Genomic DNA, 13815 nt, shown 5'->3' on the forward strand with positions numbered 1-13815 from the left:
GCGCGAGTAGCGTGGCGTCCGGGAGGCGCGCATGGACGTCGGTCGTCACCACACGCAGTGGCGGGGGCTCCTGCGCCTCTCGGGCCTGGCCGCCTTCGGGTCCGTCGGGCTGCTCGTCCTCCAAGTGGTCCTCTTCGCCCTCTGGCCCCCGGTCCACACGGTGCCCGAGGTCTTCGACCTCATGGGGCGATCGCCGCTCGTCGGGCTCGTCTCGCTCGACGCGCTCTACCTCGTGAACAACGCGCTCGTGCTGGCGTTCTATCTGGGGCTGGCGGTGGTCCTGTGGCCGGTCTCGCGCTCCGGGGTGGCCGTCGTCGTGACGCTCGGCGTCCTCCAGATGGCCGCGTACTACGCCTCCAACCCCGCCGTGGAGATGCTGCTGCTCGCCCGCCGTGAGGCCGGCACGACCGACTCGCAGGAGCGCTTCGTCTACCGGGCAGCCGGCGAGGCGCTGCTCACCTCGTGGAAGGGCACCGCCTTCCTCGTCTACTACCTGCTCGGAGCCGCGGTGCTGCTGCTGGTGGCCGTTCTCCTTGCCCGCTCACCGGAGTTCGGCACGCCCACCTTCGGCTGGGCGCTCGCCGCGGGCCTGCTCATGCTCGTACCCTCGACCTTCGGCCGGGTGGGGATGGCCTTCGCCCTCGCCTCGCTGGTCCCGTGGAGCGCCCTGTGCCTCCTCGCCGGACGCCGGCTACTGCGGCTGGCGGCCCTCGCCGAGCAACCGGCGGACAGGTCACCCGCGGGGGTACGGGCCGGCGACGGGCACTGAGCGCACGGCCTCAGCCGCCGAAGCCGCCGCCCGGTCCGCCGAACCCGCTGGTGCCACCGCCGAAACCGCTCGGCGCGCCGCCGCCGAGGCCGGAGCCGCCACCGAACCCGCTGCTGCTGCTGTCCGAGCTGGGGAGCTCCTGCGAGGGGTCTGCGAGGACGACGACCTGGCCGGAGGAGAGCCCCTCCGAGACCTCGGCCCGCCCCTGGCCGACCGCGCCGACACTCACCCGGGTCGTGCTCACGGCGTCGCCGTCGACGACCTGGACACTGCCCTCACCGCTGCTCAGGCCACTCAACGCGGAGACCGGGACGGTGAGGACGCCCTCGGCCTCCGCCAGGGTGATGCCCGCCGAGGCGGTGGACCCGGTGGCCAGCGTCACCGGGGCGCGTGAGACGGCAACGGTCACCGGGTAGGTCGGCGTCGAGGCCGTCGTCGAGGTCGGCAGCACCCCGATGCTCTGGACGGCACCGTCCACCGTGCTCGTCGTTCCCGCGGGCGTCACCTCGACCGGCTGGGCGACCCGGACCATCCCCAGCTGGGCGAGCGGGACATCGACCGTGACCAGCGCCGCCCCCTGACCGACGATGACCGCCTGGGCGGAGGTCGAGGCCTGCTCGCCGACGACGAAGTCGAGCGACGCGACCCGACCGGAGATGGGGGCGCGCAGGGTCGCGCCGTCGAGGTCCTGCTGCGCGGAGGCCAGCTCCTGGGTGGCCTCGAGGACCTTGACCTCGAGCTCCGCGGTCGAGCCCGCGGTGGTCGCGGCCCCGGAGCCGGTCGTCGCGCCGACCCCGCCGGTGCTCGTGTCGCCCGCGGAGCCGGTCGTGTCACCGGGCGTGCTCGGCGTCACGCCGGTGGAGCCGGTCGTGCCTCCGGAGGCGGCCGGGCCTGCGGAGGTGCCGGAGGTGCCGGCGCCGGTCGTCGGCGTCTCCTGCAGGGCCGCGGTGGACTGCTGCTCCTGCAGGGCCGTGCTCGCGGCGGCGAGCATGTCCGCGAGCCGGTCGAGGGTGGAGCCGGCGCGGTCGGTGGCCGAGAGCACCGCGGTGAGGGCCGCGACGCAGTCGCTCACCTGGCTGGCTGTGGGCTCGCTCGACGTGGGGTCGCTCGAGGTCGGCGTGGGTGACGGCGAGGACGTCGGGCTGCTCGAGTCGGTCGGGGTCGGCGTCGTGGTCTCCGTCGGCGTCGGCGTCACGGTTGGCGTCGGCGTCGGCGTCGCGGTGGCCGTCACGGTTGGCGTCGGCGTCGGCGTCGCGGTCGCCGTCTCGGTCGGCGTCGGCGTCGCGGTGGCCGTCACGGTTGGCGTCGGCGTCGGCGTCGCGGTCGCCGTCTCGGTCGGCGTCGGCGTCGCGGTGGCCGACTCGGTCGGCGTCGGCGTCGCGGTCTCGGTGGGTGTCGAGGTGGCCGTCTCGGTCGGCGTCGGCGTCGCGGTCTCGGTGGGTGTCGAGGTGGCCGTCTCGGTCGGCGTCGGCGTCGCGGTGGCCGACTCGGTCGGCGTCGGCGTCGGCGTGGGTGTGGCCGTCGCGGTCGGCGTCGGTGAGGCCGACGACCCGCTGTCCTCGGAGGTCTCCCCGACGACCGGCTCGCACGCCGTCCTCGCGGCCGCGAGGAGCCGCTCGGTCTCGCTGGTCGCCGCGTCGAGCGCGCCGATGTCCACGCCCGAGGCACCACCCTGCCCGCTCGTCCCACCAGGAGCGCCCGTGCCGGAGCCGGAGGAGCCTCCGGAGGACCGCTGGCCGGCACCCTCGGAGCTCGAGCCTGCGGTACCCGACGTGCCCGAGGAGGAGGGAGCGGAGGCGGAGGGTGCGGCCGACGACGCGGTGGTCGACCCACTCCCCGACCCGCCGGACGCCGACTGCGAGGTGGTGGAGGTCCCCGACTCCGAGGTCGTGGAGGTCCCCGACTCCGCCGCGTCCAGGTCCGCCTGGGCGGCGACGAGGTCGGCCTGGGCGACCCTGACCGCGCGCCTCAGCGCGGCCGCGTCGATCGTCGCGAGGACCTGGCCGCTGGAGACCGTGTCACCGACCTCGACCCGCACCGACGTCACGGTGCCGGCCGTCCGGAAGGCGGCGGCCACCTGGTCGACCCGTTCGACGGACCCCGAGAGGTCGACCGACTGCGTCACGGACCCCGAGGAGACCCGGGCGGTCCGCAGCCCGTCGGCCGCCGCGCTCGAGGACAGGTCGACCGCGAGGTAGGTGCCGGCGCCGACGACGGCGACACCGCATCCGACGGCGACCCAGCGCACCCAGCGCGGCGTGTGACGCTCAGCCACCACGCACCTCCGAGCACGAGCCGTCGACTGCCTGGCTCAGCGCGACCGATGTCGCCGTGAGGGCACCGGTGTCGTCGGTCTCGCCGGTAGCCCGCACGCAGCGCCCGACGCGGATCGCCGATGCCTTCGCGGTGGCCGTCGTCGTGAAGGTCGTCGAGTCGTCGAAGGAGACGGTGACCTCCTCGGTGTCGGCCGAGGAGGAGGTGGACGAGTCCGCACTCGCGCCGGTGCCGGGCTGGGCCAGCGACGAGGCGAGCGTGAACGAGCCGTCACCGAGTGCCGTCACCTCCCCCATGGCGCCGAAGCCCCCGAATCCTCGCCCCCCACCGGGCGTGCCGCCGCTCGGCATCCCCGAGGGGGCGCCGCTCGGCAGGTCGGAGGGCGCCCCGCTGGGCATGTCGCCGGCACCGGGGAAGCCCCCGCCACCTCCGCCGAACCCACCGGCCGAGACCTGCGAGCACCCGGACCCGTCGGTGCTGAGGATGGACACCGACGCGGCGTCCACCGACGTCGGGAGCCCGCCGGCCTCCGACGACGACGCCGACGGGGTCGCCGTGCCGTTGGCGTCCGACAACGAGCTCGCGGACCGGGCGCTGACGCAGTCCCCGACCGCCAGTGCGGAGGCCGAGGCCTCCTTCTGGGTCGTGATGGTCGTGTCGTTCGTGACCGTCACGGCGGTCTGCTCGGTCTCGCTCTGGACCTGGAGGGTGCGCCCGTCCACCGCGGCGACGAGACCGCTGACGCCCGGCACCCCGCCCTGGCCCCCCGGCGCGGAGGGGCTCGTGGCCGCGCCCGAGGTCGAGGCCTGAGTCGCCCCGGCGTCGCTGTCGCTGCCGCAGCCGGTCACGGCCAGGACGGCGCCGGCCGCGACGACGAGGCCGAGGAGGGCGGAGGGGCTGGTGGGACGGGAAGCGCGCACGGATCACTCGTTTCGCAGGGCGTCGATCGGGGACAGTCGGGCGGCGCGGCTCGCCGGGTAGACCCCCGCGACGACGCCGATGAGCAGGGAGATGCCGAGGGCCAGCACGGCAGCGGCCGCCGAGACGGTGACCGGTTGGTCGAGGAGGGCCGGCAGGACCGCGGCGCCGGCCACCCCGAGGAGGAGGCCGAGCGTGCCACCGGTGAGCCCGAGCAGGCTGGCCTCGGTGAGGAACTGCCGCAGGATGACCCGCGGTGTCGCCCCGAGTGCCTTGCGCAGGCCGATCTCACGGACCCGCTCGGTGACCGAGACGAGCATGATGTTCATGACCCCGATGCCGCCGACGAGCAGCGAGATCGCGGCGATGCCCCCGAGCAGGACGGTGAGGGTGCGGGTCGTGCTCGTCGCCGTCTCGACGATGGACTCCTGGCTGCTCACCGAGAAGTCCGCGTCCGAGGCGGTGACGCCGTGCGCGGTGAGCAGCGCGTTCGTCGCCTCCTGGTAGGCCGCCGAGAGGCTCTCGCCGTCCTGCGCCTCGAGATAGATCGTCCCGATGCTCGTGCCCGTGTCCGGGGAGACCGAGGTCGCGAACGTCGTCGAGGGCACGACCGCCTGGTCGTCCTCGTCGCCGCCGACCGTCGAGCCGACGCTCGCAAGCACGCCGATGACCGTGAACGGCTGCGACCCGATGGTGACGCTCGAGCCGACGGGGTCCTCCACCCCGAACAGCTCCTCGGCCGTCGTCGCCCCGAGGACGACCTCGGCCTGGGCGCTGACGAGCTCGTCCTCGGTGAAGAACCGCCCGGACTCCAGGGTGCGGGCTCGCACGTCCGGCCACTGCGCCGTCGTCCCGATGACGTTCGTCGTCCAGTTCGTCCCGTTGGCGGTGAGCGAGGCCTGGGTCGTCGAGACCGGCGCCACCCCGCTGATGTCCGGCGCCACCTCGGGGTCGGCGAGCGTCGTGGCGTCGGTCGCGGTGAGCGTCGTCGCCGAGCCACGGCCGCCCCGGACGCCGCTGAGGCTGGTGCTCGAGCCCGGCGAGACGATGAGCAGGTTGGAGCCGAGCTTGTCGATCTGGTCGGCCACCTCCTGCTGCGCCCCCTGCCCGAGCCCGACGGTGAGCATGACGGCACCGATCCCGATGAGGATGCCGAGCACCGTCAGCGCGGAGCGCATCCGCCGGGTGCGGATGGCCTCGAGTGCGGTCCGCAGCGTCTCCGACCAGGTCACCGGGCCCCCATCGGGGCCGCGTCGAGCAGCCGTCCGTCGTGCATGTGGACCGTGCGCCCGGCGCGCTCGGCGACGTCGTGCTCGTGGGTGATCAGGACGATGGTGCGGCCCTGGTCGTGCAGGTCGTCGAAGAGGGCGAGGACGTCGGCCGTGGCGACCGAGTCCAGGTTGCCGGTGGGCTCGTCGGCGAGGATCAGCTGCGGGTCGGTCACGAGGGCCCGGGCCACCGAGACCCGCTGCTGCTGGCCACCCGAGAGCTCGCTCGGGCGGTGGTCCACGCGCTCGGCGAGCCCGACGCGCTCCAGGGCGGACACCGCCCGCCGGCGCCGCTCGGCCCGGGGCACCCCGGCGTAGACCAGGGGGAGCTCGACGTTGCGCCACGCCGACAGCGCGGGCAGGAGGTTGAACTGCTGGAAGACGAAGCCGATCCGGCGGTTGCGGACGTCGGCCAGCTGCGCCTCGGTCATCGCGCTCACGTCCTCGCCGGCGAGCAGGTACTGACCCACCGTCGGGATGTCGAGACAGCCGATGATGTGCATGAGGGTGGACTTGCCCGAGCCCGAGGGGCCCATCGTCGAGACGAACTCACCCTCGTCGACCCGCAGGTCCACCCCGCGCAGCGCCTCGACCTCCAAGATCCCGGACCGGTAGGTCTTCCCGATGCCGACGAGCTCGAGGATGGCCGCCGGGCCGAGCTGCTCGGCACTCACGACGCCCCTCCGGGGGCCTGGCCCGGCACGCCGCCGGAGCCGCCGGGGAAGCCACCGCCGGGCATCTCCCCGCCGGGCATCTCGCCACCGGGGAGAGCACCGTCACCGCTGTCCTCACCCGAGCGTCCGGAGCCCGAGGACCCACCCCCGCCGAAGCCGCGGACGGTGACGACGACCTCGTCGCCCTCGCTCAGCCCGTCGGAGACCACGGTGGAGGTCCCGTAGACGCCGTCCACGGTCACGGGCACGCTCGTCACGGTGCCGTCCCGGCTGACCTGCACGGTCGTCGCGCCGTCCTCGGTCTGGACCGCCTGGGTGGGCACGGTGAGCACGTCGGTCAGCTGCTTGACGGTGATGGCCACGGTGGCCGTCGTGCCGGCGTGCAGGTCGCTCGGCGTCCCGGTGAGGTCGACGACCACGGGGAACTCGGCCGTACCCGAGGAGGAGGAGGACGCGACGACGCCGACGCTGCGGACCGTGCCGAAGACGGTGTCGTCCGCACCGGTCGGGGTCACCGTGGCCTGCAGGCCCTTCTCGAGGTCGGCCAGGTCACTGCTGGAGACCGTGGCCTGCACCTCCCAGGTCGAGGTGTTGACGATCTCGATGCCGCTCGAGGAGGAAGAGCTCGTCTGGTCGGTCGTACCCCCCGCGGCTGACGCGCTCCCCTCGCTCGCCGTCCCGCTGCTCGAGGAGCTGCCCGAGCCCACCGTGTCTCCGGTGCTGTAGCCGACGCTCGCGACGGTCCCCCCGATGGAGGCGCGCAACGTCGCCCCCGCGAGCGCCTCCTTCGCGTCGGCGAGCTGGCTGCGGGCGCTCGCCAGCTGCGCGTCCGCGGAGGCCACCTCCTGGGTGCTCGACGCGCTGTCGGCCTGGTCCTGGGCGGCGGTGACCGAGGCGCGGGCGAGGGTCACCGCGTCCTCGAGGTCGTCGTCGTCGATCCGCGCCAGCACGTCGCCCTTGTCGACGTGGTCCCCGACCCCGACCGAGACCGCGGTCACGGTCCCGGAGGCGGTGAACGCCGCCGTGGACTGCGTGCGTGGCTCGATCGTCCCGCTGGCCGAGACCGTCTGCTTGACCGTCTCCCGGGAGACGGTCACGAGCTGTGTGCGCTCGACGGACGCCGCCGACGCGGTGGTGTCGCGCGAGCTCCACCACCAGCCGGCGACCGCGCCCACCGCCACGAGCGCCACCGCCCCGACCACTGCGACCAGCCGACGGGCCCACGGACGTCGGGCAGCGCCCGCTGAGAATCTCCTCACGCCCGCGGACGGTATGGACCGATCCTGCGGCGAGGGTAAGCGCAGTCTGTCAACAGGCTATGTGTGGCCCGCGGACGCCCCGTGCCTCAGGTCCGCACAGGGCTGGCGGACGCCACGTCGTCGACGACGTCGACGACGATCCGCAGGTTCGCGAGCAGGGCACCGTAGAGCGGCCACATCAGCCCGGCGAGGTCCTCGCCGGACAGCTCGTCGACGAGGTCGCGCAGGTCGGCGCGCAGCGCGCCGACCTCCGCCTCCGGGTCTGCGACCCGCCGGCCGACCTCCGCGAGCAGCGGGACGAACCGGTCGCGGAAGCGGGGGTCCCAGTCCTGGGACTCCTCGGCCGAGTCGCGCAGGTGCCGCGCGATGCTGCGCACCTGGGCCACCCCCTCCTCGAGACGACGCAGGACGTCCGCGAAACCCTCGGGGACGCCGCCCGGGTGACGTCGACGGCGGGGGTTGAGCCACCGGCTCTCCTGGGAGAAGCGCACGAGCGACCAGGCGTGGTCGATGTCCGCGTCGATCGAGCGGGTGCGCTCGACCCACTGCTCGCCGAGCTCCTGGGACCACGGACGGGCGAGCTCGTCGGCGATGTCGGTCAGCAGCTCCCCGAGACGGCGGTCGACGTCGTCGACCTGACGCTGCGCGCTGCGGTCGTCCAGCGGCGGCAGGACGAGCAGGTTGACCACGAGAGCCACGGCGACGCCGATGACCGTGTCGAGCAGGCGGTCCGGGAGCAGGTGCACCGCGCGCTCCACCGACCCTTCCTCTCCGGTGGTGATGACGAACAGCGCCGTGGTCGCGACCGTCACCCCCTCGTGCCGCACCCACGGGAGCCGGGCCAGGACGAGACCGACGAGCACCGCGAGAGCGAGCGACCAGGTCGAGGCCCCCAGGTAGCGGACGATGAGGAAGGACAGCACGACCCCGAGGCCCACGGCGAGCACGGTCTCGCCGCCGCGCCACACCGTGCGGTGCACGGTCGCGTGCACCGTGAGCAGGGCGACCCACGGCGCGAGGAAGGCCTGCGGCAGGGCGAGGACGGCGTCGGCGAGCCACCACGCGAGGACCGCGGCCACCGTCGCCTTGAGCACCTGGACCGCGTCGGTCTGGGTCACCGGTGAGGCCAGGGCCGCGAGGACCCGGCGCGACCGTCGACCGTCGAGCGCTGGCATCGCCCCAGTCAACCGGACGGCGGCTCGGCCGCGGGGAAGGCACACCCGCTCCTGCGGGGCACGGCCTGCGGCAGACTGCGGGCGTGCACCGGTGCCCCGGACAGGAGACGGTGGTCGAGGCCGTCCGCGGCGACCTGACCACCCAGCGGCTCGACGTGGTCGTCAACGCGGCCGACCCGAGCCTGCTCGGCGGCGGCGGGGTCGACGGCGCCCTCCACGCGGCCGCCGGGCCCGGGCTGCTCCAGGAGTGCCGGCGGCTGCGGCGCACGACCCACCCGGACGGGCTAACCGCGGGTGAGGCGGTCGCGACGGGCGCCAGCAACCTGCCGTGCCGGTGGGTCGTCCACACCGTCGGGCCCAACCGGCACCGCGGCCAGAGCGACCCCGCCCTGCTCGCCGCGTGCCTGACGAACAGCCTCGCCGTGGCTCGTGGCCTCGGGGCCCGCACCGTCGGCGTGCCGGCGGTGAGCGCCGGCGCCTTCGGCTGGGACCCCACCGAGGTGGCAGGGGTCCTCACCACGACGGCGGCGGCCGACGTCCGGGCCCACCCGGGGCTGGACCTCGTCCGCTTCGTCCTGACCTCCGAGCGGCTGCTCAGCCTGTTCCAGGACGCCCTGGAACGTGCTCGCCGCTGACCGTCCGCGGCCTCAGTGGCGCAGTGAACGACGGGCCGGCGGCGCGGACTCGGTGGCGTCCGGGTGGATGGAGCGGGTCTGCGCGCGCGTGTAGCGCCGGGAGAACCAGTCGCGCGGGTAGAGCTTGGGGAAGACCTTGGCCACGGCGAGGCCGACGTACATCACCGTGTTGACGGCGACGAAGACCGCGAGCACGGCGAACCAGTCGCTCGAGAGCACCGACTCCGGAAGCAGCAGGCCGGCTCTCATCCGTCACCCCCCTCGACCTGGACCTTCCCCCCGGTCGTGCGCGTGACGTGGCTCCACTGTGCCTGCCGACCGCGGAGGATGTCGAGGACCCCACGGATCCACACCCCGTTGAGCATGCAGGCGTAGACCAGCTCGGGGACGAGAACCGCAGCGACCAACCGGGCCCGCCAGCCGCCGGACCAGGCGGTGACGACCCGCTCGACCACGAACACCAGCCCGATGCTGATCCAGAAGGGGAAGACGACGACCTCGTCGAGGGCGACGATCATGAGGAGGATGAGCACCGCATAGGCCGACAGCGCCACCACCCCGTAGCCGATGCCCAGCTGCTGGGCCCAGTACCGCAGCGTCTGGGGGGTGATGCCGTAGGCGCCGAGGTTCTCCAGCGCCCCCCGCTGCCACCGCAGCCGCTGGGCCCACAGGGCACCCCAGGTCGGCATCACCTCGGTGACGACGGAGCACTGCTGTGGCGAGACCATGAGGGCGCCGAGGGACTTCAGGGCGAGCGTCAGCTCGTTGTCCTCGGTGAGGGCCGCGGTGTCGTACACGTCCCCGGCCCTGCCCGGGAGGATGGCCCCGCGCTGCGCCGCCACCTCGCGCAGGGCGGCCGAGCGGAACACCGAGGCGGTCCCGGTGAGCACGTACAGGCGTCCCCGCCGCCGCCGGATGTCACGGCTGTAGCGGCTGTACTCGTTGCGCTGCATCTGGCCGAGCAGGCCGGCCCCCTCCTCCCCGTAGAACAGGCCGCCGACGGCCATGAGCGCACGGTCGGCCGTCATCCGGCGGCGGACCTCGGTGAGATAGCCCGGGTCGAGGACCGTGTCGGCGTCCATGACCATGACGCAGTCGTTCTCCCCGAGCTCGGGCAGCAGCGTGGCGAGCGCCTGGTTGAGGGCCCCAGCCTTCTTGTGGGTGTTACCCACGCTCGGGCGCACCTCGGCACCCGTCCGGCGGGCGATCTCCTCGGTGTCGTCGGTGCAGTTGTCCGCGACGACGACGATCCGGTCGGGCGCGTCCGCGGCGGTGGTGAGCGAGTCCAGCGTCGCGGCGATCCGGTCGCCCTCGTTGTGCGCCGGGATGAGCACGGTGACGGTGACCGGCCCGTGGTAGACGCCTGCGGTCCTCGCCATGACGATCTTCGGCGCCAGCGGGGCGGCGCGCGCGTCCTCGGAGCGCCGGTAGCGGGTGGCGATCCGGTTCTCGGCGGCGGCCACCGCGGCCGCGAGGAGCAGGGCGATCGCCACGGCCACGACGAGCATCCGAGGGGGTGGGGCCTGGGTGTCGTAGAGGACGTGCCAGACACCGAACAGGAGCCCCTCGGTCGGCGGCGTCCGTGCCTCCTGGCCATCGAGGGTCAGCCCGAACCACAGCATCGTGGCCGCACCGAGGGCCATCCCGAGCACGACGAGGCCCACGCCTCGCTCCAGGCCGGACTTGCGACGCCTCACGGCACGATCTCGGGTGTCGAGGACGCGGCGACGTCGGTCCGCCATCCGGAGGTGCCTCCGGGCAGGTGTCGCGCGCGGAACTCCTCGAACGGCACCGGCTCGCCGATGTGGAAGCCCTGGGCGTAGTCGACGCCGAGCTCGCAGACGACGTCGAGGACCGGCTGCTCGGTGACGAACTCGGCCACGGTCTCCTTGCCGAGGTCCCGGGCGATGCCGACGATCGAGGCGAGGATGGCGCGGTCGACCGCGGAGGTGTGGCACTCGCGGACGAACTCGCCGTCGATCTTGACGATGTCGAACGGCAGGTGCTTGAGGTAGTAGAAGGACCCGAAGCCGGCGCCGAAGTCGTCGATGGCGACCCGGGTGCCGAGCTCGGCGAGGCGCTGCGCGAACGAGCGGGCGGCCGGGACGTCGGCGACCGCGGCGGTCTCGGTCGCCTCGATGACGAGCGCGTCGCCGCGGATGCGGTGCTGGCGAATGGCGTCGACGAGAGTCCGCTCGACTACGGGGCTCCCGATGGACCGGCCCGAGAGGTTGACCCCGAGACCGAAGTCGGGCACCTGCTCGTGGATCCGAGCGAGGAGCTCGACGGCGTGCCGAACCACCCAGCAGTCCAGCTCGACCGCGAGCCCGGTGCGCTCGGCCACCCGGACGAAGCGGTCCGGCGACAGCGGCGGGCCGCCGTCGACGAGCCGCAGCAGCGCCTCGGCGCCCGCGACCCGCTCGGTGCGCAGGTCGAGCAGCGGCTGGAGGTAGAGCTCGAACTGGTCCTCCTCGAGCGCGGCCTCGATGCGCCCCTTGACCTCCAGGCGCGCTCCCGTGTGCGACTTGGCGGCGGTGGAGGACAGCACGGCGAACCGGTCGCGTCCGCCCTCCTTGGCGTCGTAGAGGAGCATGTCCGCGAGCGCGAGGACGTCGACCTCCTGCTCGGCGGCCTCCGCGAAGGTCACGACGCCCATGCTCACGGTGACCCGTCGGCGCACGCCGTCGAGCGTGCGGGTGAAGTCGCGGACGGACTCGATGACGCTCGACGCGACCCGGCGCGCCGCAGCCTGGTCGGCGTCCGGGAGGATGATCGCGAACTCGTCGCCTCCCACCCGGGCGACGACGTCACTCGAGCGCAGCGAACGGTCGAGCAGGCCGGCCACGCCGACGATGAGCTCGTCACCGACGCCGTGGCCCATCGTGTCGTTGACCTCCTTGAAGTGGTCCAGGTCGAGCAGGAGGAGTGCGCCGTCGGGCTCGTAGGGAGAGCGCCGCCGCAGCTGCGCGTCGAGCACGGCGTCGAATCGTCGGCGGTTGACGAGCCCGGTCAGCGGGTCGTGGTCGGCGAGGTAGCTCAGCCGTTCCTCGTACCGGCGCTGTTCGGAGAAGTCGACGACGTTGACGAGGACGACGTCCGGCACCCCGTCGGCCGTCTCGAGGACCCGGCTGGTCAGCGAGACGTGGGCCTCGCTCCCCTCCGGGGCGACGATGGTCCAGTCACCGACGAGGAGGCTCCCGGGGTCCTCGAGGGTGCGCGCCAGGTGGCGCACCATCGGCTCGCGGTGGGTGGGCGACAGGTCGGCGAACAGCCGCCCGACGAGAGCGCGGGCCGGGCGCCCGAACAGGGTGGCCAGCGAGTCGTTGACCTGGACCACTCGCCCCTCGAGGTCGAGGACGGCGACGCCGTGCGGGGCGTCCGAGATGAGCCGCTCGGTGCGCTCCCGCTCGGCGAGCAGGGCATGCAACCTGGCGTACTCCTCGGACACATCACGGATGACGAGCAGCACGCGCTCGGGCGGCCCACCGACCTCCTCGTTGAGCGGGACGGCGTCGACCGAGACGGTGCGCATCTCGGCGAGCTGGATGTCCTCCATCCGCAGCACCTCGCCACGGACCCGCTCGCCCTGCAGGGCCCGGCGCGTGGGCCGCTCGGCCTCCGGAAAGGGGGCGCCGTCCAGCCGGTAGGGGTCGAGGGCGGACAACGAGGGAACCGCTCCGTCCCGGGCCGGCGGCAGCCACTGCAGCGCGGCCTCGTTGTGCAGCAGGATCCGGCCGTCGCGGCCGACGACCATGACCGCGTCGGGGATCGTCGAGGTGATCACCTCGAGGTCGTCCGCCTGGGCCCGGGCCGCGCGGGCGGCCGCCGCACTCTCGTGGAGGAGCCGGCTGCGCTCCCACTGGACCGTGGCGATGGCGATCGCCAGGCCCACGGCCATCGCCATGAAGCCCTGCAGGACGAGTGCCAGGTGGTAGTCGTCGCTCACGGCACCGAACGGGCCGCCGCGGTGCCGGGAGACCAGGACGAGCACCTCGAGCGAGACGAGGATGCCCTGGATCGTCGCGAGCGGCAGGGGCAGGCGCAGGCCGGCCCACACGATGGCGGCGAACGGGACGAAGGCGAGCGGCAGGGTCTGGCCGGGGGCGAACACGAGCCACATGACGGCGCCGGTGACGAGATAGACCGGCAGCGCCTCGACGAGCCGTGCGAGCCGCACCTGGTGCGCCGTGTCCCGCAGCGCGAGGCCCGGGACCGCGATGACGACGATCGCGGCCATGTTGCGCACGATCCACCCGATGAGCGCGGACCAGGTCAGCTCGGTGCCGCCGGCCGCCAGGCCGACCATTCCGAAGACCGCGCTCACCGTTGTCCCGACCATCCCGGCGAGCAACGCCCGGTAGAAGTCGTCGACCCGGGTCAGGACGTTGACGGGGGCATCGGTGCCGCTGCGGTGCCGCAGCCAGGAAAGTACGGCGCGGCAGCCGACGGCGATGGAGGCGTTGGCGAGAGCCAGCCAGACCGCGGTGGCCGGCGGCAGGCCGGTGAGCGCGTTGCCCATCCCGGAGACGGCACCGACGAGGGCACCGACGAGGAGCACCTCGCGCCGGTGGGCGGCGAGCAGCCCCCACAGTGCCGCGACCCCGGAGGCGGGCCAGAAGAGCGCCAGGCCGGTCTCGGGCAGGGTGGTGTGCCGCCCGATGACGAGGGCGAGCACGAAGGCGGCCAGGAAGCTCACCGTGCGCACGAGCATCGTGTGGCCCTTTCGTCCGTGCCGGTCGGTCCCTGGATTATGCGGCAAACCACCGGCGCTGGCCTCCCGGACGACACAGAGCGACGCCCCGGACTGCAGGGGGTGTCCGGGGCGTCGCCGACTGGGCGGTCG

At 73.8% G+C, this 13815-nt stretch carries 12 protein-coding genes; 3 read left to right on the forward strand and 9 right to left on the reverse strand.

What is annotated here, in order from left to right; translation table 11 throughout:
* Window positions 1-31 precede the first annotated feature (31 nt).
* Window positions 32-769, forward strand: a complete 738-nt coding sequence (locus G8D98_RS08345; RefSeq protein ID WP_166101625.1) for a hypothetical protein — start codon at window positions 32-34, stop codon at window positions 767-769.
* A 10-nt stretch (window positions 770-779) separates the two neighbouring features.
* On the opposite strand, the gene G8D98_RS15450 is transcribed toward G8D98_RS08345, so the two are convergent.
* Window positions 780-1841 (reverse strand): efflux RND transporter periplasmic adaptor subunit, encoded by a 1062-nt coding sequence (locus G8D98_RS15450; protein WP_229661841.1) that lies wholly within the window; start codon window positions 1839-1841, stop codon window positions 780-782.
* On the opposite strand from G8D98_RS15450, the gene G8D98_RS15715 reads away from it, so the two are divergent.
* Complete coding sequence (locus G8D98_RS15715; protein ID WP_229661840.1) at window positions 1816-2967, forward strand: hypothetical protein; 1152 nt, start codon at window positions 1816-1818, stop codon at window positions 2965-2967. The two genes, G8D98_RS15450 and G8D98_RS15715, sit on opposite strands and share 26 nt — an antisense overlap.
* A gap of 69 nt (window positions 2968-3036) precedes the next feature.
* Here the strand turns inward: G8D98_RS15715 and G8D98_RS08355 are convergent, their stop codons facing one another.
* The 5 genes from G8D98_RS08355 to G8D98_RS08375 all read right to left on the reverse strand — a co-directional run bounded on the left by G8D98_RS08355 (window position 3037) and on the right by G8D98_RS08375 (window position 8337).
* Window positions 3037-3963, reverse strand: a complete 927-nt coding sequence (locus G8D98_RS08355) for a DUF5666 domain-containing protein (protein ID WP_166101630.1) — start codon at window positions 3961-3963, stop codon at window positions 3037-3039.
* Between the two features lie 3 nt (window positions 3964-3966).
* Window positions 3967-5193, reverse strand: coding sequence for an ABC transporter permease (locus G8D98_RS08360; RefSeq protein WP_166101633.1), 1227 nt, complete (start codon window positions 5191-5193; stop codon window positions 3967-3969).
* A complete protein-coding gene (locus G8D98_RS08365) occupies window positions 5190-5903 on the reverse strand; it encodes an ABC transporter ATP-binding protein (protein ID WP_308788816.1) in 714 nt (237 codons plus the stop codon). The genes G8D98_RS08360 and G8D98_RS08365 overlap by 4 nt, the downstream gene beginning before the upstream one ends.
* Window positions 5900-7162 carry an efflux RND transporter periplasmic adaptor subunit gene (locus G8D98_RS08370; protein WP_166101635.1) on the reverse strand — a complete coding sequence of 421 codons (1263 nt, stop codon included), beginning with the start codon at window positions 7160-7162 and terminating at the stop codon, window positions 5900-5902. Before G8D98_RS08370 ends, G8D98_RS08365 begins: the two co-directional genes overlap by 4 nt.
* Before the next feature lie 86 nt (window positions 7163-7248).
* Window positions 7249-8337 carry an FUSC family protein gene (locus G8D98_RS08375; RefSeq protein ID WP_166101638.1) on the reverse strand — a complete coding sequence of 363 codons (1089 nt, stop codon included), beginning with the start codon at window positions 8335-8337 and terminating at the stop codon, window positions 7249-7251.
* Between the two features lie 83 nt (window positions 8338-8420).
* Here G8D98_RS08375 and G8D98_RS08380 point away from each other — a divergent pair, with 83 nt between their 5' ends.
* Window positions 8421-8972 carry a macro domain-containing protein gene (locus tag G8D98_RS08380; RefSeq protein WP_229661839.1) on the forward strand — a complete coding sequence of 184 codons (552 nt, stop codon included), beginning with the start codon at window positions 8421-8423 and terminating at the stop codon, window positions 8970-8972.
* Between the two features lie 12 nt (window positions 8973-8984).
* On the opposite strand, the gene G8D98_RS08385 is transcribed toward G8D98_RS08380, so the two are convergent.
* The 3 genes from G8D98_RS08385 to G8D98_RS08395 are packed head-to-tail and all read right to left on the reverse strand — an operon-like array spanning window position 8985 to window position 13683.
* Window positions 8985-9221, reverse strand: coding sequence for a hypothetical protein (locus G8D98_RS08385; RefSeq protein WP_229661838.1), 237 nt, complete (start codon window positions 9219-9221; stop codon window positions 8985-8987).
* Complete coding sequence (locus tag G8D98_RS08390; protein ID WP_229661837.1) at window positions 9218-10669, reverse strand: glycosyltransferase family 2 protein; 1452 nt, start codon at window positions 10667-10669, stop codon at window positions 9218-9220. The genes G8D98_RS08385 and G8D98_RS08390 overlap by 4 nt, the downstream gene beginning before the upstream one ends.
* Window positions 10666-13683: a bifunctional diguanylate cyclase/phosphodiesterase gene (locus G8D98_RS08395; RefSeq protein WP_166101641.1), complete on the reverse strand. Its 3018-nt coding sequence runs from the start codon at window positions 13681-13683 to the stop codon at window positions 10666-10668. The genes G8D98_RS08390 and G8D98_RS08395 overlap by 4 nt, the downstream gene beginning before the upstream one ends.
* Window positions 13684-13815 lie beyond the last annotated feature (132 nt).

Source organism: Phycicoccus endophyticus (assembly GCF_011326735.1).
Taxonomy (GTDB): domain Bacteria; phylum Actinomycetota; class Actinomycetes; order Actinomycetales; family Dermatophilaceae; genus Phycicoccus; species Phycicoccus endophyticus.